This is a genomic window from Metapseudomonas phytobenefica, from assembly GCF_043392685.1.
Classification (GTDB): domain Bacteria; phylum Pseudomonadota; class Gammaproteobacteria; order Pseudomonadales; family Pseudomonadaceae; genus Metapseudomonas.
Map to the genome: position 1 here is coordinate 211,129 of NZ_JBHZGM010000003.1, position 21,469 is coordinate 232,597.

Below are 21,469 nucleotides of genomic sequence, written 5' to 3' on the forward strand. Positions count from 1 at the left end.
GGGGTTTGCCTTTCAGCGGCCTTGCAAATTGCACGCTGCAAATCACCGGAATCGTGCGCAATGCATGGAAAAAGTTGAAAAAAATTTCGCAACCAACTGATTTATTTGGCGTTTCTGTTGTCAAAGCGCAGGCATGCACGCTGCAAGCGGGGTGCAGGAGCAATCACTTTTCTGGGAGAGAAAGACATGGATCTGGATTTTGACAAGCTGATCAGCGCCTTTCCGGAATACGAGCTGAGCACCAAGGCTCGGCCAGATGGTGGCTTTGTGCTGACCCTGGAGCGCGATGGGAAATTCTTCCAGCGCGTGGTGGCGGTGACGGCGCAGCTGGATTGGTTGATCAGCACGCTCAAGCGCGACCTGGCGCTGGAGCATGGCGAGGTTCCGCCGGTGGAATCGCTGAAGGTGCTTCATCGAAGGCCTCTGCCGCGCTACCTGCGCGCCTGAGGCCAGCACGCCGCGACAGGGATATCGCGGCGGGAATGGCCGGGGATCAGGTCTCGATCCCGGAAGGAGGCAGCATGGCGTCCTCTTCCTTGCCCTCATTCTTGTGCGACGGCGCGCGTGGTGCCTGCCCGCGGGCTTCGTCCTGCTTCTGTTCGCCCAGTAGTGCCTTGGCCGAAGCCTGGACTTCGTCCACTTTCTTGTTCAATTCGTTGACCGCTTCGCCAATGGCTTCCCGGACGATCTCCTGGGCGGCCGCCTCGGCTTTTTCCGCCAGCTTGTTGGCCGACTCCTCGACCAGGTCGCAGCCGGCGAGACTCGCCAGCAGGCCGGCGCCGAGCAGCAGGGCGGTGAGGCGGGGGACGGGTTTCATGCAGTGGTTCTCCAGTTACGACATGCGGCGCCATCATTGATCAGGGCTGGCGCTGAGGAAACAGGCCAGTCCGGCGATTCTGCAGGCGGACGTTGCCGATTCTACGCGCATGGGAAAGCCCCGGGTCTACAGCGGCGACTGGATAGAGCCCGGGGCCTGGGGCCGGCATACGCCAGCCTTGAACAAACTGACCGACGGATTGCAGCGGGGTTCCGCAGGGCGGCGCTACAGGCTCTGCTTCACTAGGCTGGGTGGTGTAAGCAAAGCTGAAGCGGAGGCGAAATGGGCAAGCTGCCGGTGCTGGTCAAATGCTGTTCGCTGTTCCTGGCGCCGATGCTGGCCCTGGCCCAGGAGGTGACCTTCGACGATATCCAGCAAATCCTCCAATCCCGTTGCGTGATGTGCCATTCCGGCGAAGCCGCGCCGCTCGGCCTGCGGCTGTCCAGCCTCGATGAATTGCTCGCGGGCAGCCGCCGGCCGGTGGTGAAAGCCGGCGATCCCGCCGCCAGCGAGCTGATCCGGCGCCTCAAAGGCCAGAGCCAGCCGCGCATGCCGATGACGGGTCCGCCCTTTCTCAGCGATGCCGAGATTGCCCTGTTCGAGAGCTGGATCGCCGGCGGCCTGCAAGCCGGCAGCCGTCCCTCTAACGCCACCGTCGCAGCGGCACCGCTGCAACGCCCGCCCGCTGGCCAGCCTGTTACCTACAGCCATGTGGCGCCGATATTCGCCAGCCGCTGCGTCAAGTGCCATTCAGCCTACGGCCTGATGGGTTCCGCCCCCGAGGGCCTGTTGCTGAATTCCTACGGGGCCATTCTCGATCGCCATGAGCGCGTGCGCGTGGTGCCCGGTTCCGCCGACGCCAGTGAACTGGTGCGGCGCATACGTGGCCAGTCGCAGCCGCAGATGCCCTACGACGGCCCGCCCTTTCTCAGCGATGAGGAAATCCGCCTGATCGCCGACTGGATCGACCAGGGCGCGCGCGACGCCGAAGGCCGGCCGGCGCCCAGCCCCGTGGGTTCGCGGGTGCGGCTGCAAGGCGTGCTGGGAGAGGGCTGGACCCTGGACTCGGTGCCACTGGCGATAGGCCCCGGCACCCGCATCGACAAGTTGCCGGGTGTCGGGGACTACGTCGAAGTGCGCGGGCGCTGGGGCGCGGATGGCCGGATAGTGGTGGAACGCATCCGTCGGCGCTGATCACTGGCCGGGGAAATCTCCCCGGCGTTGCCTTGACGAAGCGGACAGGGCCCGGTCAGGCCTCGGACGTGGCGAGTGTCTTGCGTTGCTTGCGACCGCGCAGCAGCTCGGCACCGCTGACCAGCACGATGCCGCCCAGTACCAGGGTCGCGCCGATGGCGAAGGAAGTGTCGATGGTTTCACCCAGTATCAGGACGCCGAAGGCGACGCCGAACAGCGGTGTCATGAAGGACAGCACCGACAGGCGTGAAGCCAGGTAACGGCGCAGCAGCCAGAACCAGGCCATGTAGCTCACCAGGCCGATGACCACCACCTGGAAGGCCAGGTTGATGACGGTCTTCTGGGTCAGTTGCATATCGGTCTTGCCGGTGCTGAACGCCACCGCGCCAAGCAGCAGGACGGTAACGAACAGCTGGTAGAACAGGGTCTTCACCGGGTTGGCCTCGGATAGCTTCGACCCGCGGATCACCAGGGTGGTGGCGCCCCAGGCCAGGGCAGCGCACAGGGCGTAGATGTCGCCCAGCAGCATATTGCCAGGAGCGCCGGCGGGCTGGCCGAGGAAGGCCGTGGCGACACCGCCGAAGGCCACCAGCACGCCCAGCCACTGGATCGGCGAGAGGCGTTCCTCGGGCAGCATCAGGTGCAGGCCGAGGGCCGCGAACATGGGCGCGGTGTAGAGGAATACCGCCAGGTGCGAGGCGCTGGTGTGGTTCAGTCCTTCGCCGATGAAGAGGAACTCCAGGGCGAACAGCATGCCTGCTGTGATGCCCGGCAACAGGGTGCCATCGCTGAAGGCACCGCGGCCTTCCTTCCACAGCACCAGGGCGCCCAGAACCAGGGCGGCACCGCCGGCGCGGATGGCCAGTTGCAGGATGGAAGGCACATCGTCCAGTGCCAGCTTGATCGCCACCTGCTGGAAGCCCCAGAAGATACAGAGGACGAACATCAGTCCGCAGACGAACCAGTCCAGGGGAAGACGGGAGGGTTTCATCGTTTGACTCGCAAGGCAGAAGGGCGCGGCAGACGCCGCCAATGGGTGGCAGGATCGTTCCCGGACGGCTTGCTTTCAAACGATGATTTGTCATTATGCTTTGACTTGAACTCAAAGCTATTCCGCTATGCGCCTTCCTTCACTCATCGCCCTGCGTACCTTCGAGGTCGCCGCCCGCAGCCGCAATTTCACCGAAGCCGCCCAAGAGCTTTCGGTGACGCCGGGGGCGGTGAGCCGACAGATCCGCCTGCTGGAAGGCGATCTGGGCGTGAATCTGTTCGACCGCACGCGCAATACCGTTACCCTGAACGACAACGGCCGTCGCCTGGCCGCCACCGTCGCCCAGGCCTTCGAGCTGCTGGCGCGGGGCGCCGACGAGTTGCGCGGGCAGGACGAACAGCCGATCCACATCACCTGTGCCCCTTCCATCGCCAGCCACTGGCTGATGCGCCGGCTCAACCAGTTCTCCGCCTGCAACCCGGACATCACCCTCAGCCTGGAAGCCACCGAGCAACTGGTGGACCTGGAGCGCGGCGAAGCGACCCTGGCCATCCGCTTCACCACCGCCGACACGCTCCTGCCGGCCAGCGAACAGTTGTTCGTCGAAGAGTTCTTTCCGGTCTGCAGCCCCGCCTACCTGGAACAGTACGGTGCAGTGCGCGAGCCACGGGACCTGCTCGGCGCCCGACTGATCCACACCCACTGGAAGAACACCGGCAACCTGCATCTGCCGAACTGGGAAGACTGGTTCGCCACCTATGTGGGTGAGCCGGGGCCGGTAAAGGGGGGCATGCGCTTCGGCCTGATCGGCCACGCGATCCAGGGGGCGGTGAGCGGTCAGGGATTCGCCCTGGGGTCAACGGCCCTTGCCTTCGACGACATCGCCAATGGCCGGCTGGTGCTGCCTTTCGGCGAGGCTTGCCGCCTGCCGACGCCCTGGGCCTACCGGCTGGCCTGGAGCCGCAGGTCGCCCCCGACGGAGAAGGTACGCCGGCTGATCGATTGGCTGCTGGCAGAAGCCCGCGCCATCACGATACCGGCTCAGGGAGCGGTGAGCGCGGGTTGAAGCGGCGGATGACGCCAGGCGTTGCATCCGCCGCCGCAGGCGTGGATCACATCATCTTGCGCCACTGATGCAGGCGGTGCTGCAGGCCTTCGGCCCAGTCCGGAGTGGCCTGGCCGGTGCCGGCGGTCCTGAGCATCGGGTGGTGGCTGACGACGCTGGCGAGAATGGCTTCCTGGGCGGGTTTCACATCGACGAAGAACACATGCTTGCCTTCTTCCAGGGTGCGCTGGAAGCGTTTCACCACGGCGTTGGGGGTCTGGATTCCGAACAGGCTGCCTTCCCAGACGCTGAAGCCGAACAGGGCGATGGCGAGGAAGATGAAGGGTATCCAGCCGGCGGCCGTGCCGGTCCAGCCACTGAACCAGGCCACCAGCATCACCAGTGCCGCCAGGGCGATGCCAATGCCGACGCCGATCAGGCCGGAGTGGACCATGTCGCGCTTCATCACCGAGGACACGTCGTGGAGGTGGTAATGCTCGACGTCGGCATCGCGTTCGCTGAGCACATGGATCTGCTCATGATCGATGCCCCGGGCTTCGAGCTCGTCTTCGACCCTTTCCAGGTCTTTGAGGTTGTCGCTGATGTAGTAGTGCCGCTGCATGGGACACCTCCCATCTGGCTGGCGCCGGGTCCCCACCGGCCGATACCCCCGGTTCCGGCCGCTGGCGGCCTGAGTGGAAGTGTAGCGTGACGGGGCTCGTGGCAAGCGGCATCCGCCCATCGGCAGGGCGGCGTGTTGGCGCCGGGGGTCAGGCCGGATGCCTGACCGCCCGTGGGCGCCAGGAAGGTCTTACTTGTTGCCGATGCGGATGTGGCGGCTCGGAGCGACCTGGGCGCTGACGCCCTTGGCGATTTCCTGGATCTGGCCGCCCTTGTTCAGGAAGGCGGCAATCTGGGCTTCCAGGGCTTCGCTGCTGGTGGTGGCTGCCGGCGCCTTGGGGGTGCTGCTGTGGGAAGTCTTGATGCGCATATCACGTTCTCGGTACGGAGTGGCCCGGTGGGGCCATTTGAAACCACTGAAAAAAAAACCGGCCCGAAGGCCGGTTCTTTTTCGGCTTGTACTTACAGTACTTGCACTTCGTCGGCCTGCATGCCTTTCTGGCCCTGCACGGCGATGAAGGAAACCTTCTGGCCTTCCTTCAGGCTCTTGAAGCCGGCGCTTTGGATGGAACGGTAGTGGACGAACAGGTCCGGGCCGTTATCGGTGGTAATGAAGCCGTAGCCCTTTTCATCGTTGAACCACTTGACGGTGCCGGTTTGGCGCTCGGACATTTGAATGTCTCCTAGAAACTGAATTATTGCTGGGCTGGATCGTTCCAGCCTGTCACTGAGTGCAGAAAGTCGGCAACCGATGAAGAGGGGACCGCTAAAGTACAGACCGTTTCCCGGTGACACATGCATCACAGCGCTCGACACAATACCTGTGCTTTCGAGGAATGCCTAACCTTTTATTCGCCGGCCGTCAGTTGACTCCGCCAAAGCGCCGGTGCAGGCCCCGTGCGACCACTGGCCTTTCCGCTCCTGCAGCTGGTCGGACAGGGTGAAACTTGACAGCTCGCCGACCCGTACGAAGGTTTCAGTAGCTCCAGCCTGTTCATCCGTGCGGCGCCTCCCTCCGGATTGTTCGATCGAGCCGATCAGCGCTCCCCGGATCAGCCATTCATGAACCGGACAGCTCTGCACCCCCACCCACTGCACCAGGAGCACAGCAATGACCCGCAATATCGCACTCATCACCGGCGCCAGCCGTGGCCTTGGCAAAAGCATGGCGCAGCACCTGGCGGCCCAGGGCATCGACATCATCGGCACCTACCACAGCAAGCTGGAGGATGCCGAGTCCCTCAGCCGCGAAATCATGGACCTCGGCGGCCACGCCGCCATGCTGCAGCTGGATGTGAGCAAGAGCGCCACCTTCGACGACTTCGCCGCCAGCCTGGCGCGCCTGCTGAAGAACGAGTTCGGCCGCGACAACTTCGACTTCCTGGTGAACAACGCCGGCATCGGCATCCACGCGAGCTTCGCCGAAACCAGCGAAGAGCAGTTCGACCAGTTGGTGAACGTCCAGCTCAAGGGGCCGTTCTTCCTCACCCAGAAACTGCTGCCGCTGATCACCGATGGCGGCCGCATCCTCAACATCTCCACGGGCCTGACCCGCTTCGCCCTGCCGGGCTATGCCGCCTACGCGGCGATGAAGGGCGGCATCGAAGTGCTGACCCGCTACCAGGCCAGGGAACTGGGCGCGCGGGGAATTTCGGTGAACGTGCTGGCACCCGGCGCCATCGAGACCGATTTCGGCGGTGGCGTGGTGCGTGACAATGCCGAGGTCAATGCCTTCATCGCCAGCAACACCGCGCTGGGACGCGTCGGTCTGCCGGAAGACATCGGCGCCGCCGTGGCCATGCTGCTCTCCGATGGCGGCCGCTGGATCAACGGCCAGCGCGTGGAAGCCTCGGGCGGAATGTTCCTCTGACGCCGGCAAGCGCGGAGGCAGCCCTTATTCCGCTGGTGACACGGCTTAGAACCAGACAGGCTGTAGCTGGCGATGACCTGCCTTGCCCGGGCTTGGCGAGTGGCCATACTCCTTGCCTGATCCCCCCATTGTTCCGAAGGCACAGGTCCCCAAGTACCGGGGCCTCGTGCCGCTTTCCAGCAAGAGAGGTATGCCCGCAATCGCATTTCAGCAAAGGAGGACGATTGCCATGCGCTCGATCAAGAAGATCCTGGTCGCCATTCCCGCCGAACCCGGCTCCCCGGCCCTTGAACGGGGTCTGCAGCTCGCCCAGAAGCTCGGTGCCCATCTCCACCTGCTGCTCTGCGACCCGAGCGATGACTCCTCGGGGCTGCTCGACCAGTACCTGCTCGGCTTGCTGCGGGCGGGCGTGCATGCCCATGGCGAAGTGGCGCGGGTGCCTTTCGCGCGGGCCAGCAGTCAGGTCCTGGACGTCTGCCGGTCCCAGAAATGCGGCCTGGTGATCAAGCAGCACCGTCCGTCCGGACGGTTGAGCCAGCTGCTGATGACCCCCGACGACTGGCACCTGCTGCGGAAGGTGCCGACGCCGCTGTTCCTGATCCGCAGCAGCCAGGCCTGGGAAGGCGGCACCTTCCTCGCCGGCATGGACGTCGAGCATCGGGACGAAGCGCACGTGGCGCTGCAAGGCAATGTGATCGGGCACGCGAAGTTTCTCTGCGACCTGTTCGAGGCCGACCTGCATGTGGTCAGCGCCTATTCGTCCGCGCGCCTGCCCCAGGCCGACCCGGAGCAGACCTACGGCCAGGTCGCCGCGCATCATTGCCTGGAGCAATGCCGCTGGTTCATGGAGGAATACGAGCTGCCCGCGTATCGCTTGCACGTCGGCGAAGGGCCGGCCAGGGAGCTGATTCCACGCATCGCCCACGAATTCGAGGCGACACTGACCGTTCTGGGCACGGTCGCCCGTCATGGCGTGGTCGGTGCACTGGTGGGCAATACCGCCGAAGCCGTGCTCGACCGCCTGGAAGGCGACCTGCTGGTGCTCAAGCCGGATTCTGCGTCGCCGGATGTCGCGTCGCTGGACGATTTGGCGCCCAGCGGCCATCGCGCAGCCTGAACGACAACGCCCTCCATCGCGGAGGGCGTTCTCGTGTTATCGGGTGTCTCAAGGATTCGGTGCATGACTGCCGAGCAGGCCCGCGCCGGATTTCTTGTTGCGCTTGGCCATGCGTTTTTCCTGGAGGGTTTTCTGGGGCTTTTTCTTCGCTTCGCGTTTTGAATCGAGACCTTTGCTCATGGCGGTGACCTCCGCGAGAGGGTGAATGGATCAGCGCATCCCTGCCTTGAAGCGCTCAACGGCCATTACCACCTCCTGGGCTGCACGAACCTGTGGTTTGTGAATTCGCTGCAATCAGCATAGCCCCGCTGCGGCTGGCCGTAGGGCCATGCAAATCCTCGACTGCGAGACACCTCATGCGCCAGGCGATGACAGCGCTGGGTGGTCGCCGCATCATGCAGGGATACCGCTGGATTGAAGCAGGAACCCATGTCCGAGCTCCTGGGATACGCCGCGCAATCGATTACCGGTTGCGTGCGCGAACACAACGAAGATGCGCTGCTCTGCGCCCCGGAACTGGGTCTCTGGGCGGTGGCCGACGGTATGGGCGGCCACCAGCGCGGCGAAGTCGCCAGTGCGGTGGCGGTGGCGACCCTGCGCGAGGGTGTGGCGGCCGGGCAGGGCCTCGACAACGCCGTGCAGGCGGCTCATGAAGCAGTGCTCGCGGCAGCGTCGGGTTCCGGCATGGGCACGACCCTGGTGGCGGTGAAGTTCGACGGCGTGGCATTCGACCTGGCCTGGGCCGGCGATAGCCGTGCCTACCGGGTGAGCGCTGGCCGCATCGTTCGTCTCAGCCACGACCACAGCCTGGTGCAGGCACTGGTGGATGCCGGCCAGCTGAGCCCGAAGCGGGCCCGCCGCCATCCCCAGCGCAATGTGGTGACCCAGTGCCTCGGCCAGGAGCACCAGGCCCTGGAGGTCGGCCTGGCGCGAGGCCGGCTGGCCCCCGGCGAGCTGTTGCTGCTTTGCAGCGACGGCCTCAGCGGCGAACTGGAGGATCGACAGATCCAGGCCCAGTGTGCCCGCGCCGGCAGCCTCGACGAGCTGGTGACGCGCCTGCTGGAGCAGGCCTGCGATGCCGGCGGTCGGGACAATATCTCCTGTATCGTCATCAAGCTCGCGTCGCCGGAAACCTCTGCGGTGGCAAACAGGTCCAAGTCGTTCCTGAGCCGGTTGCTCCAACCCCGAAGAACCTGAATCCATGACCGACAATCTTCTCGACATCCCCGGCTACCTCGTGCACGGACGCCTGGGCAAGGGCGGGATGGCCGAGGTTTACCTGGCCACCCAGGAATCCCTCAACCGCAAGGTGGCGGTGAAGGTGCTGAACAGGCTGGACGACGAAGCCTTCATCGACCGTTTCTTCAGGGAAGCGCGCATGCTCGCGTCCCTGCGCCATCCGTCCATCGTCACCATCCACGACATCGACCGCCTGCCCGACGGCCGGCCCTATCTCGCCATGGAGTTCCTGTCCGGCGGCGACCTCGGCCGCTACCAGGGCCAGGTGCTGGAACCCCTGGAAGCGCTGCGGATCGTCCGGCAGATCGCCGGTGCCCTGGCAGTGGTGCACGACAAGGGGCTGGTACACCGTGACATCAAGCCGGCCAACATCCTCTTCCGCGACGACGGCACGGCGGTGCTCACCGACTTCGGCATCGCCAAGGACCTGGAACTGGACACCGAGCTGACCCAGTTCAACGTCGCCGTCGGCAGCCCGGCGTACAGCAGCCCGGAGCAGGCTCAGTGTCAGCCGCTGGACGCGCGCAGCGATATCTACAGCCTGGGCGTGATCCTGCTGGAGCTGCTGACCGGTGAGAACCCGTACCGGGGCGCCAACTACGCCGAAACCGTGCTCAACCACGTGCAGATGGACCCGCCGCTGTTGCGCCGAGGCCTGTCCGACTACCAGCACGTGATCGACCGCATGCTGGCCAAGGACCCGGACGAGCGCTTCGCCGATTGTCGCGTGCTGCTGGACAGCCTGACTGAACTCGGCAACCTCGATCTCGACTTCACCCGCATCGCGCCGGTCATGCCGGTGGACGGGGCGAAGCTGAAGTCGAAGTCGAAGTCGAAGTCGAAAGCGGCGGCCCCGAAGCGCCTGCGTGGTCTGCTCTGGGGCCTGGCGGGCCTGATGCTGCTGGTGGCTTCCGCCGGTGGCGGCTACTACGTCGTGCTGCGGATGAAGATCGCCGACCTGCTGGAGCTGGGCGAGCAGCGCCTGGTCGAAGGCAAGCTGGTGGAGCCGGCGGCGGACAATGCCGACTTCTATTTCCATGAGGTGCTGCGCCTGGACAACGACAACGCCCAGGCCGGCGACGGCCTGCAGCGGGTGCTTGCCGCGCGCTTGCGCAATATTCTCGCGCTGGCCGAACAGCGCCTGGCCGAGGACAGCCTGCTGCAGCCGGACCAGGACAATGCGGTGTTTTACTTCCAGCAGGTGCTTACCCTGGCGCCGGGCAACGAGCAGGCGCTGGCCGGGCTGGAAAGGGTGGCGCAGCGCTTCGTCGAGCACAGCGAAGAAGCCTACGCTCGTCGCGAGTTCGCCCTGGCGCTGGAGTACATCGACGCCGGCCTGCAGGTGGCACCGACCAACCCGACCCTGCTCGAACTCCGCGCCGTGCACGAGCAGCGGGTGAAGAAGGCCGAGGCCGCGCGGGTGGCCGCGACCCGTCAGGCCCGATCCCAGCAGCCGCGGCAGCAGGAAGAGAGCAACCCCATCAAGAAGCTCTGGAACCGCCTGTTCAACTGACACGAAAACCGGGACTCCGCAGGGGAAGCACCGGTAGATCGTAGCCTGGATGAAATCCGGGAGCGGTGGTGGGGCTTTCCCTGGATTTCATCCAGGCTACGGAATTCTTTCGCCAGCGAGCAGGTTCCTACAAGGCGCCGAACACTTTCGCCAGGTGCTCTTCATAGCGCTGCACATCCGCTGCGATGTTCGGCTGCTTCATCACATCCACGCAGAGGAAGGTAGGCAGGGCGCTCATGCCGAGGAACTGATTGGCCTTGTGGAAGGGGAAATACACCGCGTCCACGCCCTTGCCCTCGAAGAAGTCGGTGGGATCGTCGAATGCCTGCTGCGGTGCGTTCCAGGTCAGCGACAGCATGTACTGCTTGCCCTGGATCAGGCCGCCGCTGCCGTACTTCTGCGAGGCGTCGGAGCGGGTGCGGCCGTCGTTGGCGTAGAGGCTGCCGTGACCGGCGGTGAAGACCTCGTCCAGGTAGCGCTTCACGGTCCAGGGGGCGCCCATCCACCAGCCGGGCATCTGGTAGATCACCACGTCCGCCCAGAGGATCTTCTGCACTTCTTCGGCCACGTCGTAGCCACCGTCGATGAAGGTTTCCTTCACGTCGCAACCGGCGCGGTCGAGGAAGGCCAGCGCGGCCTCATGCAGGGTGGCGTTGTAGCGGCCGTCGGAGTGGGCGAACTTCTTGCCGCCGTTGAGCAACAGGACTTTTTTCATGGCAGTAGCCTCCGGGATTCGATGTGGCGGCAGACTACCGGCCACGCCCTTGCGGAAAAATCCGCGCGCACGCAATAGATAGTTGCCGGAATGTCATGAATCGGAGGCTATGCCTTGAGGTAGGGTTGATAAAACCTTCATAACCCGCAAGGCCATCACCATGACCCAGCCCTACGGCTTCATCCTTCATGCCCACACCCGCCCCGAGAAGTCCGACGCGTTCGAGGCGCTGTTCCGCGCCTATGTCGAACCCAGTCGCGCGGAGGAGGGTTGCATCGAGTACCACATGTTGCGAGATGCCCGGGACCCGAGCCTGTTCATCTTCTATGAGGTCTGGCAGAGCCGCGCCCATCTGGACGTCCACAGTGCGCTGCCTCACATGCGGCGCTTCCATGCACAGCGCATGGATTACCTGCAGCGGGATTTCGAGATCCGCGAGATCGAGATGCTCAGCCCATCCCCGGCCCGCGCCTAGAGCGCGTCGCGGATCAGCCGCAGGTACTTCGGCTGCCCACCGATGTCGTTGTGCCCCGCATCATCGATCACCTCCCACCGTGCTACGCCTGGATGGAAACGGGCGAAGAGCTTTTCGCTGCTCCAGCGCGGGATCACCTCGTCGTGCCCGGCGACGATCAGCAGGGTGGGAGCGGTGATGGCCGGGGCATAGCGCCAGGATTCGTACTTGTCCTGCAGCATCCAGCGCACCGGATAGATCGGGAACTGCCGCTGGGCCAGTTCAAGCACGCTGTTATAGGGCGTGACCAGCACCAGATGCGCCACCGGGCGCTGGCTGGCCAGGCGGATGGCAACGCCGCTGCCCAGGCTGCGGCCGACCACGGCCACGTCGCTATGCAGGGCATGCACCTTGTCGAACAGCGCCAGGGCGTCGTGCTGGATGGCCTCCTCGGTAGGCTTGCCGGTGCTGTCGCCGAAACCCCGGTAGTGCAACAGGTAGAGCGCGTGGTCGGGGAAGGCTTCGGCAAAATCCGGCAGGCTGCGGGACACATCCTCGGCATTGCCGCCGAAGTAGATCAGCGCCCTGGAACTGGCCAGCGGACGCACGGTTACGACGATCTGCTCATCCGTCACCGGCAGCATCAGCTGCCGGTCCGGGCCGCCAATGGCGCGCGGCTGAGGGAAGTAGATCAGCGAGCGCTGGAACACCAGGAGCAGCACGCCCACGCCGAGGTAGAGTGCGAGCGCGACCAGCACGACACCGACCAGGCTGCGGCTCATGGCTGCTTGGCCGGTGACTGTCGCCCGCCGGCCCCGGGCACGGGTTCGGCACGCCGAACGGCCCCCGTCCTGGTCGAACTGGCAACCGGGGCGGGTTTGTCTGCGAGTCTGACGTCCATCTCGGCAATCTCCCCTTGGGAACAAGCCGCCAGGCATCCACGGATTCGGTATAGCCGCCCGGGATGGATTGGCCAGGTTCCCGGACCGATCCCGGCAGTTTTCCTAAGCTGAAAGGGCATGTCCCAGCGAGGTGGCCCCATGGAACGCAAACACGGTCTCGATACCTACAAACGCCTGAAGAAACAGCACCCGGCGTATTTCCAGGCAGTGGAAACCCTCGGCGCCGTGGTGCGCCAGGCTGGCCCCCTGGACGAGCGCAGCCTGCAGCTGATCCAGCTCGCGGCGGCTGCCGCCGTCCACTCCGAAGGCGCCGTCCACAGCCATACCCGCCGTGCCCTGGAAGCCGGTGCCAGCCCCGAACAGATCCATCACGCCCTGCTGGCGCTGACCAGCACCATCGGCTTTCCGACCGTGGTCGCCGCCCTGAGCTGGGCGGGGGATGTGCTGGAGGGTGAGAAATAACAGCCTTGCCGATGCCGGGTTGGCAATGGCTATGTCTGCAGCAAGTCCTGCAAGTGGTCGAGACTGCCCAGGTCGCTGCACCCATGTGGGTTCGAATTCATTCGAAAAGGGCCGCGAAGCGGCCCCTGGCGAGCATTCGATTTGCCCGGTAGCCGGGACTGCGTCCCGCCTGGCGATTGACATCGCCCCCACAGGAGAAGGTGCTGCTAGCGTGCCTAGGGTGCGATGCCGAATGCTTCCGCCATCTCGCCGATCAGTTCGCTCTGCAGGCTGCGCTGCGCTTTGCCGGGCTGTTGCAGGCCGATGAAGTCACACAGCGGGTCCTGTACTGCAGTGCGGATGCCGGACAATGCCTCCATCACCGCCAGGCCACAGAAGGGCACGTAGGCCTCGGCATAACCGCCTTCGTGGACCAGTACCAGGCGGCCCTGGCACAGGCGCTCGGCGGTTTCGCGGACCAGGCGGGTCATGGCGCGGAAGCTGTCGCTGTGCAGCAACATGCGCGCCAGCGGGTCCACGGCGTTGGCGTCGTAGCCGCAGGCGACCACGATCAGCTCCGGCTCGAAGCGTTCCAGGGCTGGAATCACGATCCGTTGCATGGCTTCGAGGTAGGCCTCGTGGCCACTGCCGGCGAGCAGCGGGATGTTGATGTTGCTGCCCAGCCCCGCACCTTCGCCGCGATCGTCCGTGCCGCTGTAGCCCGGCGGGAAGCAGCCGTCCTGGTGCAGGGAGATGGTCAGCACGTCAGGTCGGTCGTAGTAGACCGCCTGTGTGCCATTGCCGTGATGCACGTCCCAATCGATTACCGCCACCTTGCCGAGTCCGTGACGGGCCTTGGCCGCCTCGATGGCCACCGGGATGTTGGCCAGCATGCAGAAGCCCATGGCCTGGTCCGGCAGGCAGTGGTGACCCGGTGGGCGCGACAGGGAATAGGCGTTGTCGGCTTCGCCCTTGAGCACGGCATCCACCGCCGCCATGGCGAGGCCAGCGGATAGCTTGGCGATCTCGTAGCTGCCCGGGCCGATGGGCGCGTGCTCGCCGAGGTTGCCGCCACCGGCGTCGCTCAGCGCCTTGAAGCGTTTCAGGTAGTGCTCCGGATGCACGCGCAGCAGGTCCTCCTCGCTGGCGGCAGGGGCACTGCGCAGATCGAGACGGGCGGTGAGGCCGGAGACATCCATCAGGTTCTTCAGGCGGCGCTTGGTTTCGGGGGATTCGGCGTGGCCGGCAGCCGAGGGCGGCTGCACCCAGCCTCCCACCGGCAGGATCAGGGCGTGCTGGCTGGCGCTGTGCCAGAGGGACAGTTCGTCGAAGAAGAAGGCGGTACGGCGGTTCATGGCGGATTTTTCCTTGGCTTACAGGGATTGGGCGGTGTTGAGGGAAGCGGGGCGCAGGCGGCTGCCGAGGGTGGCGAGCAGGGACAGGGTGGTCAGGGCGCCGGCGACCAGAAGCAGGGAGCGGAAGTCACCGCTGTCGCCGAGCAGGCGGCCCGCCATGGCCGGCCCCAGGGCCAGACCGGAGCCGATGACCAGGTTGCTCAGGCTCATCAGGCGGCCGGATTCATCAAGGTCCACCAGGCTGGCGAGGATGAAGGGCAGCACATAGGTCCAGGTGAACTTGAACAGCAGGACGGCCACGGCGAAGCGCGCGAGCTGGGGCTGGTCGAGCAGCAGCAGGGTAGCGGCGACCATCAGGCCGAAGCCGCTGCACAGCAGCGGCGTGCGCGGCAGGCGCTCGCCGATCAGGGTCGCGCAGCCGGCGCCGGCGATGCCCATCAGGGTGGCGATGGCGAGGATGTCGCCGCTGGCCTGGGCGCTCAGGCCGGCCTGGGCGCCGATGGCGCCGATGAAGGTCCAGACCGCACTGAGGGCGACGTAGAAGCCCAGCAGACCGAGGATCGCCGCCGCGACTTTCCAGCGTGATGCCGAGCCGCTGCGCGCGCGGCGCTCGGGCGCCCGGTGGGCAGCCGGAAATGCGCGTACCAGGGGCAGGCCGAGCAGCGTCAGGCTGGCCAGCAGCAGGTAGCCGACGCCCAGGCCGTGGGCCTCGAACAGGCGTGGCAGCAGGCTCAGGCCGATGGCGCCGAGCACCAGTTGGCCCAACACCCAGAAGCCATAGGCGCGGCTTGGGTTGGGCAGTGTCGCCGCGCAGGACATGCAAAGCACCATCAGCGAGCCGCCGGCCAGGGCGGTGACGAAGCGCAGCGCGGCCAGGGGCAGGTAGCTCGCCGCCGCCGCCGAGGCGAGATTGCCGGCGATGAACAGCAGGGCGGCGATCAGCGCGGCGCGACGGCAGTCGACCCGCTTCAGCCACCAGAAGGAGGGCAGGGTGGCGAGGCTCATGGCGCCCAGTTCGATGGAGAACAGGTTGCCGATCCGCTCCGGGTTCAGGCCCAGCTCGACGGCGAAGCGGGTGGCAATGGCGGGGGCGGTGAGCAGTACCGCCGAGGTGATGGCGGCGAACACGACGATGGCGGCCTGCAGCGCCAGCGGCTGCCGGGATTGGACGTTCATGGCGGTGTCTCCTGGGTCAGAACACGTGGGCCAGGCGAAGCAGGGCCTGGGCGCCGTGGTAGCCGTTGTCGGTAGCGACGTTGTGGGAGAGGGCGACCATCAGTTGGTTCTGTCGGTCCAGCCAGTGCGCGAGCTCGACACCCAGCTGGGTGTAGCGCTGGCGGGTGTCGTCGAGGCTGCGGTCGTTCAGCCTGAGTTCGCCGCCGTCGGCATGCACCAGGCGCAGGGCGCCGTAGGTGGCCGGGGTGAAGTCATAGGAGGCGAAGGCCTGCAGGCGATAGAGCGGGTCCTGCTCCAGGTCCATGCCGTAGTAGTCGTCGTTCTTGCCGTAGATCTGGGCTTCGAGGTTGGCTTCCAGCACCCACTTCTCGCCGACGCCCCGGGTGTAGTTGTAATTGAAGGTCAGGCCCCAGCGGTTGGCGCCGGGGGATACATCCGGGTTGTTGCCGTGGTACTCGCCCACCGGAACGGTGAGCAGGGTCAGCAGGCCGCTGTAGTTGCGGGTGGCCGGGTCGTTGATGATGAACAACGTACCGCCCATCTGCGGGTCGCCGATGCCGCGCTCGCTGGTGTGACCGGTGGTGCCGGGAAGGCGGGAATCGATGTCGAGGTAGGGAACGATGAACTGCGGCGTGCAGAGGGTGCCGCAGGCATCGGTGAAGAACACATGGCGGTAGGCCAGGGCGTTGACCTCCAGGTCCGCCTTGCCGGTGCGGTCTGCCGGGCCGTGGAAGTCGTTGGCGCGATTGGTGGGCAGGTAGACCACACCGAGCTGGGTTCCCGAGGGGGCGGAGAAGAAATCGCGGGCGTTCATGTCGGCGGCCTGTGCGGCGAGGGGCAGCAGCACGCTGCCGAGGAGGGCGTGACGGAAGGCGCGGGTGCGGGTCATGGGCGTTGTATCTCTTTTTCTGGGGCGGTGGGTTTCTTCGGGCAAGACGCCGCCCTGCCGTCCCATGTGGAGCAGCCGGAGTTCAGGCGGCGGGGAAAGCGGGAATCAGTCGGGTGGCGAGTGGAGGAGGTGGGCGATGCTCGCCTTGTCCTTCACGCCGAGCTTGGAATAGATGGTGCGTATGTGGTGGCGCACAGTGTTGGGCGCCAGGCCCAGGTCGCGGGCGATTTCCTTGTAGGTCTTGCCTTCGCCAAAGCGCAGGGCCACGTCGTTCTCACGCGCGCTGAGCTGTTGCAGCGGGCTGTGGCTGCGCGCGGCGAGCAGATGCAGGTCGCCCACTGCGGAGACTTCCAGCAACAGGCGTTCTCCCTGATAGCCCTCGGGGCTGACGCTCTCGGGCAACTGCGGGCCGGTCCAGTCGGGCCACTCGGTGAGCAGCAGGTCGACGAAGCCGCGTTCGGCACAATGCAGGGTACCGCGGGCATCGCATACGGCCAGCGCCAGGTTGCGCGGGTTGGACAGGCTTTCCCGCTTGGCCACCAGGGTGCGGATCTGGTTGGCCGAGACGGCGGCGGCGAGGTGCCGTATCAGCTGGTCTATCAGCAGTCGATCCTGCTCGCTGAAGGGGGCGGACGATGGCGAGCGGTAGAGGGTCAGGTGGTCTACCAGGCCGGTCTGCGGGTCGGAATGGATCACGCAGAGAAACTCGCGGAAGCCGTGGCGTTCCCCCAGCCATTGCAGGCCCGGTGTGCTGTTGGCGCTGTCGACGATCACCGACCTGTCGGGCGTGGCGCTGACCAGGCCGACGGTCACGTCCTCGTGGCGGATCGACTGCCAGTCTGCCAGGTAGTGCGGCGGCAGGTTGAACAGGTGTGAGCTGTGTTCCTCCGGTAGGCCGTCGATCATCGCGGAGCGGCCCCACCAGGCCTTGTCGAAGTCGAGCAGTTGCTGCAACCGCTCCAGGGCCAGGGTGTGGAAGCGTTCGATGGACCTGTCCCTGGCCAGGCGCTGGAGCTCAAACACGGTATCGCTGAATGCTTCCAGCAATGCGCTGGTGATCGTTCGATCAGCCTGGTCATTCCTCATGCGGTATCCCCTCGTGCGACGTTGTTCTTGTTCTGTCACGGGTTCCAGTCATGGCCGTTCTTCGTCTTTGCGACGGGGCAGGGCCTGGAGCGAGTATCAGGTTCGCCCGAGGAGGCCGCCATCCTACAGATGCAGGATAGGGTCAGCGCAGGCTCTCGCTGTTCGCGGCGATATCCCGGCCCAGCAGGCGCTGGCGTGGAAGCAGCCAGGCGCAATAGCCGAGCAGCAACACGCCGGCGAAGTAGAGACGGAAGTTGGGGGGCGCAGGGCGCGAATGGCGGCAGGCCAGGGGGTGGGTTCGGATATCGGAAGGGCTACGGGCGGGACGGGGAAAGAAGATTAATATCTTAACGTCAAGCACGTTACTTTGGGTTTGAGCTCGGCAGGTTTTCGTCGGCAGATCGTATCCGGATGAAGTCAGGAGAGGTCCCGATCGCCGCTTCCCGGATTGCATATACAGGCTACCTGCCGGGTGTGGCATTGGATCTGGCTTTTGCTGTGGGTTCGAATTCATTCGAAAAAGGGCCGCGCAGCGGCCCCGGGGAAGTTTCCATGGGCGGGGCTTCGCCCCGCTTCGCGAATGAATTCGCCCCCACAAGGCGTGACATCCGGCTGGCTTTTGCTGTGGGTTCGAATTCATTCGAAAAAGGGCCGCGCAGCGGCCCCTGGGGAGTTTCCATGGGCAGGACTTCGCCCCGCTTCGCGAATGAATTCGCTCCCTCAAGGCGTGGGCTCCGGCTGGCTTTTCCTGTGGGTTCGAATTCATTCGAAAAAGGGCCGCGCAGCGGCCCCGGGGAAGTTTCATGGGCGGGGCTTCGCCCCACTTCGCGAATGAATTCGCTCCCTCAAGGCGTGGGCTCCGGCTGGCTTTTCCTGTGGGTTCGAATTCATTCGAAAAGGGTCGCGCAGCGGCCCCTGGGGAGTTTCCATCGGCAGGACTTCGCCCCGCTTCGCGAATGAACTCGCTCCCACAAGATGGCCCTTCACAGCGGGTACTCGGTGCGGTTCAGCACACTACAGTGGGAACTGACCGGGAAGTTCGCCAACTGGCCGAAGTCGCCACCGGCATAGCCGCAGATCTTGCCGTCGCTGCGGTGCCTGGCCAGGTCGATCAGCACCACGCCGAGGGTGGGGATGATCTTCTCGCGCCAGACGAACAGATAAAGCTCATCGGCGATCTTCAGGGTGTGGCAGCGGTCGGTGTCGGCCAGGCCCTGTTCGACGCCCTTCAGGCACTGCCAGCTATAGAAGTCCTCGTTGAGGTAGATGTGTTCGTAGGCCTCGCTGGGGCTGTAGCGATAGAGGTTGCGCAGGCCAACCAGCTCGCGGGTCGGGGCATGGGGGCAGGCGCCTTCGCGCCAGGGGCGGTCGAGGCTGCCGTGGAGGAACTCCACCTGCACGCTGGTCAGCTCGGCGCCGGCCAGGGCCTTGCCGAACAGGTCGCCACGGCACTCGGCCTCCTTGGGCATGCGGCCGAGCACGGCGGTGAAGGCGGCGTTGGCGATATCCAGCACCAGGCTGACGGAGAGGGTGCGGCCGTCTTCGGGCTTGAGGAAGTCCACCAGGTACAGGCCTTCGCGCACCGAGGTGGCGCGGTAGGGCGCCTCGCCGCCTGCGCCGGAAGCGTCACGCCAGGCCAGATGCCCGGCCTCGAAGCGGTGCTCGATGCGCCAGCCGTTGGCGAAGTGCAGGGTCAGGGTGCGGCCGGCGAGGTCGGCCAGGCTCGGCAGGATGAAGGCTTCAGGGGCGAAACCCTCTGCCAGGGCGCCGACGGTGATCCATTCGGGTTGGGTGGTCATGGCACATCTCCTCAGCGGGCTTCCTGGAAACCAATGGCCAGCGCATTGACGATGGTGTCGATCTGCTCCTGCTCGATCACCAGCGGTGGCGAGAGGATGATCTTGGTGCCCACCGGGCGCACCATCACGCCGTTGGCGCGGGCGATTTCGGCGACGCGGTTGGCGTAGCCACCCATGGGGTCGATGGGCTCGCGGGTCGCCTTGTCGGCCACCAGGTCCAGGGCCACCATCAGTCCCTTGCCGCGCACCTCGCCCACTGCCGCGAAGCGCTCGGGGAAGGCGGCCAGGCTTTTCAGCAGGTGGTCACCCTGCTTCGCGGCATTGGCTGGCAGGTTTTCCTTCTCGACGATGTCCAGGTTGGCCAGGGCCGCGGCGCAGGCCACCGGATGTCCGGAGTAGGTGTAGCCGTGCATGAGCGCGCCGGTGAAGTTGCCGTTGTTGGCGAAGGCCTGCTCGATGCGTTCGTTGACCACGGTGGCGCCAAGGGGGATGTAACCGGAGGAGATGCCCTTGGCCAGGCACATGATGTCGGGCTTCACGCCCCACAGGCGGCTGCCGAACATCTCGCCTGCGCGGCCGAAGCCGGTGACGATTTCATCGGCGATCAGCAGCACGCCGTACTTGTCGCAGACCTTGCGGATCAGCGGCCAGTAGTTCTCCGGCGGCACGATCACGCCACCGGCGCCCTGGATCGGCTCGGCGATGAAGGCGGCCACGGTGTCCGGGCTCTGGAACTGGATTTCCCGCTCCAGCAGGTCGGCGCAGATCTGCCCGAGTTCTTCCGGGTCCTGGCTGTACGGGTTGCGGTAGAGCCAGGGCGTGTCGACGTGGAAACAGCCCGGCAGCAGCGGCTCGTAGTTGCGGCGGAAGACGGTATTGCCGTTCACCGAGGCGCCGCCGAAGTGGGTGCCGTGGTAGCCCTGGCGCAGGGAAATGAACTTGGTGCGGTCGGCCTGGCCCTGCAGCTTCCAGTACTGGCGGGCCAGCTTGAGTGCGGTTTCCACCGCGTCCGAACCGCCGGAGCTGAAGGCCACGCGACGCATGCCTTCCGGTTCCAGCATGCCGATCACCCTGGCGGCCAGTTCTTCGGCGCGGGGATGGCTGATGCCGTCGAACAGCTGGAAATACTCCAGTTCGTCCAACTGTGCCGTGATGGCTGCCTTGATCTCCGCGCGGCCGTGGCCGACGTTGACGTTCCACAACCCCGCCACGCCATCCACCAGGCGGTTGCCCTTGTCATCGAAGACGAAGCAGCCCTCGCCACGGAGGATGCGGATGGGTTCGCGCTGTTTCATTTCGTTGGGGTGCAGCATGGGGTGCCAGAAGGCGGTGTCTCGGGTAGTCATGTGAATTCTCCTGTCGTGCAGCGGTGCGGCTGTGTGGGCCATTTGTGCCGCAACCGGCCCGGGACGTCTTGTCTGTCCCTGCCAGGCCGGTTGCCTGACCCTGCCTAGTCCCCGACCGATCCCAAGGCCGCGCGTATTTCCTGGCGCACCCGGTTGAAGTCGGCGGCGGCCTGCGGGTCCGCCAGCAGATTCGCCACCAGCGCCGCGGCGGCGAGCTGCCCGCCCAGCAGGTCGCTGGGGTAGTGCACCCCGGCGATCACCCGGCTGCCGGCATGCTCTTGTGCGCGCTCGAACAGCTCGGCGTGTCGTTCCGGCACCGCCATGCCCAGCAGGGTGGCGTTGAGGTAGGCATTCATGCTGTGGCCGCTGGGGTAGGAATCGCCCTGCGGCGGTGGCAGCACGGGTTTCACCCTGGGGTCGGCCTCGTAGGGGCGGGGCCGGTCGAAGTGCTGTTTGGCCGGCATCAGCACCTGCACCAGGTCTTCCTGGGCGCGACGGAAGAAGGCGCGGGTGAGCGGCAGCCGCTCTGCGTCGAAGCCCTTGCCGAGCAGGTCGGCGGCGAAGGGGAAGACGCCGTCCTGCCACTGGTCGTCGGCCTGCACTTTCTTCACCTGTGCGGCGCTGCGCGCGGCCTGGGCGTCGAGCACGGCCTGGAGGTCGGCGCGGGCGACCGGCGAATCGGGCGCGGGCGGCTGAGGCAGGTAGTCGGCCAGCTGCAGCCGGGCTTCGGTGAGATAAGGCGGGTAATTGGTGGCCTGGTCGGCCTGGATGGCCAGCGCGGGAAGGAGCAGGGCGAGGCCGAACAGCAGGGCGCGTGGGGACATTTGCATGGCGACGGTCCTTGTTGTTGTGGGGGCGAGGCGGCGTTGACGGGCCACTTCGGCCGTTCTTGTCCGCCA

General features: G+C 65.7%; 25 protein-coding genes. 9 read left to right on the forward strand and 16 right to left on the reverse strand.

The features are described from left to right. Positions 1 to 186: 186 nt before the first annotated feature. Positions 187 to 447, forward strand: a complete 261-nt coding sequence (locus tag ACFW0B_RS04280) for a DUF3509 domain-containing protein (protein ID WP_449146712.1) — start codon at positions 187 to 189, stop codon at positions 445 to 447. Between the two features lie 46 nt (positions 448 to 493). On the opposite strand, the gene ACFW0B_RS04285 is transcribed toward ACFW0B_RS04280, so the two are convergent. Next, a complete protein-coding gene (locus ACFW0B_RS04285) occupies positions 494 to 817 on the reverse strand; it encodes a hypothetical protein (RefSeq protein ID WP_449146713.1) in 324 nt (107 codons plus the stop codon). 282 nt (positions 818 to 1,099) lie between these two features. On the opposite strand from ACFW0B_RS04285, the gene ACFW0B_RS04290 reads away from it, so the two are divergent. Continuing rightward, on the forward strand, positions 1,100 to 2,011 hold the full coding sequence (locus ACFW0B_RS04290) for a c-type cytochrome domain-containing protein (RefSeq protein ID WP_449146714.1): 912 nt from the start codon (positions 1,100 to 1,102) through the stop codon (positions 2,009 to 2,011). 55 nt (positions 2,012 to 2,066) lie between these two features. On the opposite strand, the gene ACFW0B_RS04295 is transcribed toward ACFW0B_RS04290, so the two are convergent. Beyond that, the gene (locus ACFW0B_RS04295; RefSeq protein WP_449146715.1) at positions 2,067 to 3,002 is read right to left on the reverse strand and encodes a DMT family transporter; all 936 of its coding nucleotides are present in this window, start codon (positions 3,000 to 3,002) and stop codon (positions 2,067 to 2,069) included. A gap of 127 nt (positions 3,003 to 3,129) precedes the next feature. Here ACFW0B_RS04295 and ACFW0B_RS04300 point away from each other — a divergent pair, with 127 nt between their 5' ends. Further along, positions 3,130 to 4,068, forward strand: a complete 939-nt coding sequence (locus ACFW0B_RS04300) for a LysR substrate-binding domain-containing protein (protein ID WP_449146716.1) — start codon at positions 3,130 to 3,132, stop codon at positions 4,066 to 4,068. 46 nt (positions 4,069 to 4,114) lie between these two features. On the opposite strand, the gene ACFW0B_RS04305 is transcribed toward ACFW0B_RS04300, so the two are convergent. The 3 genes from ACFW0B_RS04305 to ACFW0B_RS04315 form a co-directional block, all read right to left on the reverse strand. Continuing rightward, entirely contained in the window at positions 4,115 to 4,669 is a 555-nt protein-coding gene (locus tag ACFW0B_RS04305) for a magnesium transporter (RefSeq protein WP_449146717.1), read from the reverse strand. 189 nt (positions 4,670 to 4,858) lie between these two features. Beyond that, positions 4,859 to 5,038 (reverse strand): hypothetical protein, encoded by a 180-nt coding sequence (locus ACFW0B_RS04310; RefSeq protein WP_449146718.1) that lies wholly within the window; start codon positions 5,036 to 5,038, stop codon positions 4,859 to 4,861. Positions 5,039 to 5,130: 92 nt separating this feature from the next. After that, complete coding sequence (locus tag ACFW0B_RS04315; protein WP_151132515.1) at positions 5,131 to 5,340, reverse strand: cold-shock protein; 210 nt, start codon at positions 5,338 to 5,340, stop codon at positions 5,131 to 5,133. A 439-nt stretch (positions 5,341 to 5,779) separates the two neighbouring features. Between ACFW0B_RS04315 and ACFW0B_RS04320 the strand changes: the two genes are divergently transcribed. After that, complete coding sequence (locus ACFW0B_RS04320; RefSeq protein WP_449146719.1) at positions 5,780 to 6,538, forward strand: SDR family NAD(P)-dependent oxidoreductase; 759 nt, start codon at positions 5,780 to 5,782, stop codon at positions 6,536 to 6,538. 229 nt (positions 6,539 to 6,767) lie between these two features. After that, positions 6,768 to 7,655 carry a universal stress protein gene (locus ACFW0B_RS04325; RefSeq protein WP_449146720.1) on the forward strand — a complete coding sequence of 296 codons (888 nt, stop codon included), beginning with the start codon at positions 6,768 to 6,770 and terminating at the stop codon, positions 7,653 to 7,655. Between the two features lie 48 nt (positions 7,656 to 7,703). Here the strand turns inward: ACFW0B_RS04325 and ACFW0B_RS04330 are convergent, their stop codons facing one another. Next, positions 7,704 to 7,835 carry a hypothetical protein gene (locus ACFW0B_RS04330; protein ID WP_449146721.1) on the reverse strand — a complete coding sequence of 44 codons (132 nt, stop codon included), beginning with the start codon at positions 7,833 to 7,835 and terminating at the stop codon, positions 7,704 to 7,706. Between the two features lie 249 nt (positions 7,836 to 8,084). Between ACFW0B_RS04330 and ACFW0B_RS04335 the strand changes: the two genes are divergently transcribed. Next, entirely contained in the window at positions 8,085 to 8,852 is a 768-nt protein-coding gene (locus ACFW0B_RS04335) for a PP2C family protein-serine/threonine phosphatase (RefSeq protein ID WP_449146722.1), read from the forward strand. 4 nt (positions 8,853 to 8,856) lie between these two features. Next, positions 8,857 to 10,407: a serine/threonine-protein kinase gene (locus ACFW0B_RS04340; RefSeq protein WP_449146723.1), complete on the forward strand. Its 1,551-nt coding sequence runs from the start codon at positions 8,857 to 8,859 to the stop codon at positions 10,405 to 10,407. 127 nt (positions 10,408 to 10,534) lie between these two features. On the opposite strand, the gene ACFW0B_RS04345 is transcribed toward ACFW0B_RS04340, so the two are convergent. Next, a complete protein-coding gene (locus tag ACFW0B_RS04345) occupies positions 10,535 to 11,122 on the reverse strand; it encodes an NAD(P)H-dependent oxidoreductase (RefSeq protein WP_449146724.1) in 588 nt (195 codons plus the stop codon). 160 nt (positions 11,123 to 11,282) lie between these two features. Between ACFW0B_RS04345 and ACFW0B_RS04350 the strand changes: the two genes are divergently transcribed. Next, complete coding sequence (locus ACFW0B_RS04350; protein WP_449146725.1) at positions 11,283 to 11,597, forward strand: putative quinol monooxygenase; 315 nt, start codon at positions 11,283 to 11,285, stop codon at positions 11,595 to 11,597. Here ACFW0B_RS04350 and ACFW0B_RS04355 read toward each other — a convergent pair. Further along, positions 11,594 to 12,358 (reverse strand): alpha/beta hydrolase, encoded by a 765-nt coding sequence (locus ACFW0B_RS04355; RefSeq protein ID WP_449146726.1) that lies wholly within the window; start codon positions 12,356 to 12,358, stop codon positions 11,594 to 11,596. The two genes, ACFW0B_RS04350 and ACFW0B_RS04355, sit on opposite strands and share 4 nt — an antisense overlap. Before the next feature lie 258 nt (positions 12,359 to 12,616). On the opposite strand from ACFW0B_RS04355, the gene ACFW0B_RS04360 reads away from it, so the two are divergent. After that, positions 12,617 to 12,940: a carboxymuconolactone decarboxylase family protein gene (locus ACFW0B_RS04360; RefSeq protein ID WP_449146727.1), complete on the forward strand. Its 324-nt coding sequence runs from the start codon at positions 12,617 to 12,619 to the stop codon at positions 12,938 to 12,940. Positions 12,941 to 13,155: 215 nt separating this feature from the next. Here the strand turns inward: ACFW0B_RS04360 and ACFW0B_RS04365 are convergent, their stop codons facing one another. The 8 genes from ACFW0B_RS04365 to ACFW0B_RS04400 all read right to left on the reverse strand — a co-directional run bounded on the left by ACFW0B_RS04365 (position 13,156) and on the right by ACFW0B_RS04400 (position 21,400). After that, complete coding sequence (locus ACFW0B_RS04365; protein ID WP_449146728.1) at positions 13,156 to 14,274, reverse strand: class II histone deacetylase; 1,119 nt, start codon at positions 14,272 to 14,274, stop codon at positions 13,156 to 13,158. A gap of 18 nt (positions 14,275 to 14,292) precedes the next feature. Then, entirely contained in the window at positions 14,293 to 15,450 is a 1,158-nt protein-coding gene (locus tag ACFW0B_RS04370) for an MFS transporter (protein ID WP_449146729.1), read from the reverse strand. Between the two features lie 16 nt (positions 15,451 to 15,466). Next, the gene (locus tag ACFW0B_RS04375; RefSeq protein ID WP_449146730.1) at positions 15,467 to 16,339 is read right to left on the reverse strand and encodes a transporter; all 873 of its coding nucleotides are present in this window, start codon (positions 16,337 to 16,339) and stop codon (positions 15,467 to 15,469) included. A gap of 105 nt (positions 16,340 to 16,444) precedes the next feature. After that, a complete protein-coding gene (locus tag ACFW0B_RS04380; protein WP_449146731.1) occupies positions 16,445 to 17,425 on the reverse strand; it encodes a helix-turn-helix transcriptional regulator in 981 nt (326 codons plus the stop codon). A 142-nt stretch (positions 17,426 to 17,567) separates the two neighbouring features. After that, on the reverse strand, positions 17,568 to 17,786 hold the full coding sequence (locus ACFW0B_RS04385) for a hypothetical protein (protein ID WP_449146732.1): 219 nt from the start codon (positions 17,784 to 17,786) through the stop codon (positions 17,568 to 17,570). 622 nt (positions 17,787 to 18,408) lie between these two features. Next, positions 18,409 to 19,224, reverse strand: coding sequence for a molybdenum cofactor biosynthesis F family protein (locus ACFW0B_RS04390; RefSeq protein ID WP_449146733.1), 816 nt, complete (start codon positions 19,222 to 19,224; stop codon positions 18,409 to 18,411). Between the two features lie 11 nt (positions 19,225 to 19,235). Beyond that, positions 19,236 to 20,570, reverse strand: coding sequence for an aspartate aminotransferase family protein (locus ACFW0B_RS04395; protein WP_449146734.1), 1,335 nt, complete (start codon positions 20,568 to 20,570; stop codon positions 19,236 to 19,238). Between the two features lie 104 nt (positions 20,571 to 20,674). Continuing rightward, positions 20,675 to 21,400: an acid phosphatase gene (locus ACFW0B_RS04400; protein WP_449146735.1), complete on the reverse strand. Its 726-nt coding sequence runs from the start codon at positions 21,398 to 21,400 to the stop codon at positions 20,675 to 20,677. Positions 21,401 to 21,469: the final 69 nt, after the last annotated feature.

Coding starts and splice junctions, on each gene's coding strand:
- ACFW0B_RS04280 (WP_449146712.1), top strand. CDS start 187: ATGGATCTGGATTTTGACAAGCTGATCAGCGCCTTTCCGGAATACGAG.
- ACFW0B_RS04285 (WP_449146713.1), bottom strand. CDS start 817: ATGAAACCCGTCCCCCGCCTCACCGCCCTGCTGCTCGGCGCCGGCCTG.
- ACFW0B_RS04290 (WP_449146714.1), top strand. CDS start 1,100: ATGGGCAAGCTGCCGGTGCTGGTCAAATGCTGTTCGCTGTTCCTGGCG.
- ACFW0B_RS04295 (WP_449146715.1), bottom strand. CDS start 3,002: ATGAAACCCTCCCGTCTTCCCCTGGACTGGTTCGTCTGCGGACTGATG.
- ACFW0B_RS04300 (WP_449146716.1), top strand. CDS start 3,130: ATGCGCCTTCCTTCACTCATCGCCCTGCGTACCTTCGAGGTCGCCGCC.
- ACFW0B_RS04305 (WP_449146717.1), bottom strand. CDS start 4,669: ATGCAGCGGCACTACTACATCAGCGACAACCTCAAAGACCTGGAAAGG.
- ACFW0B_RS04310 (WP_449146718.1), bottom strand. CDS start 5,038: ATGCGCATCAAGACTTCCCACAGCAGCACCCCCAAGGCGCCGGCAGCC.
- ACFW0B_RS04315 (WP_151132515.1), bottom strand. CDS start 5,340: ATGTCCGAGCGCCAAACCGGCACCGTCAAGTGGTTCAACGATGAAAAG.
- ACFW0B_RS04320 (WP_449146719.1), top strand. CDS start 5,780: ATGACCCGCAATATCGCACTCATCACCGGCGCCAGCCGTGGCCTTGGC.
- ACFW0B_RS04325 (WP_449146720.1), top strand. CDS start 6,768: ATGCGCTCGATCAAGAAGATCCTGGTCGCCATTCCCGCCGAACCCGGC.
- ACFW0B_RS04330 (WP_449146721.1), bottom strand. CDS start 7,835: ATGAGCAAAGGTCTCGATTCAAAACGCGAAGCGAAGAAAAAGCCCCAG.
- ACFW0B_RS04335 (WP_449146722.1), top strand. CDS start 8,085: ATGTCCGAGCTCCTGGGATACGCCGCGCAATCGATTACCGGTTGCGTG.
- ACFW0B_RS04340 (WP_449146723.1), top strand. CDS start 8,857: ATGACCGACAATCTTCTCGACATCCCCGGCTACCTCGTGCACGGACGC.
- ACFW0B_RS04345 (WP_449146724.1), bottom strand. CDS start 11,122: ATGAAAAAAGTCCTGTTGCTCAACGGCGGCAAGAAGTTCGCCCACTCC.
- ACFW0B_RS04350 (WP_449146725.1), top strand. CDS start 11,283: ATGACCCAGCCCTACGGCTTCATCCTTCATGCCCACACCCGCCCCGAG.
- ACFW0B_RS04355 (WP_449146726.1), bottom strand. CDS start 12,358: ATGAGCCGCAGCCTGGTCGGTGTCGTGCTGGTCGCGCTCGCACTCTAC.
- ACFW0B_RS04360 (WP_449146727.1), top strand. CDS start 12,617: ATGGAACGCAAACACGGTCTCGATACCTACAAACGCCTGAAGAAACAG.
- ACFW0B_RS04365 (WP_449146728.1), bottom strand. CDS start 14,274: ATGAACCGCCGTACCGCCTTCTTCTTCGACGAACTGTCCCTCTGGCAC.
- ACFW0B_RS04370 (WP_449146729.1), bottom strand. CDS start 15,450: ATGAACGTCCAATCCCGGCAGCCGCTGGCGCTGCAGGCCGCCATCGTC.
- ACFW0B_RS04375 (WP_449146730.1), bottom strand. CDS start 16,339: ATGACCCGCACCCGCGCCTTCCGTCACGCCCTCCTCGGCAGCGTGCTG.
- ACFW0B_RS04380 (WP_449146731.1), bottom strand. CDS start 17,425: ATGAGGAATGACCAGGCTGATCGAACGATCACCAGCGCATTGCTGGAA.
- ACFW0B_RS04390 (WP_449146733.1), bottom strand. CDS start 19,224: ATGACCACCCAACCCGAATGGATCACCGTCGGCGCCCTGGCAGAGGGT.
- ACFW0B_RS04395 (WP_449146734.1), bottom strand. CDS start 20,570: ATGACTACCCGAGACACCGCCTTCTGGCACCCCATGCTGCACCCCAAC.
- ACFW0B_RS04400 (WP_449146735.1), bottom strand. CDS start 21,400: ATGCAAATGTCCCCACGCGCCCTGCTGTTCGGCCTCGCCCTGCTCCTT.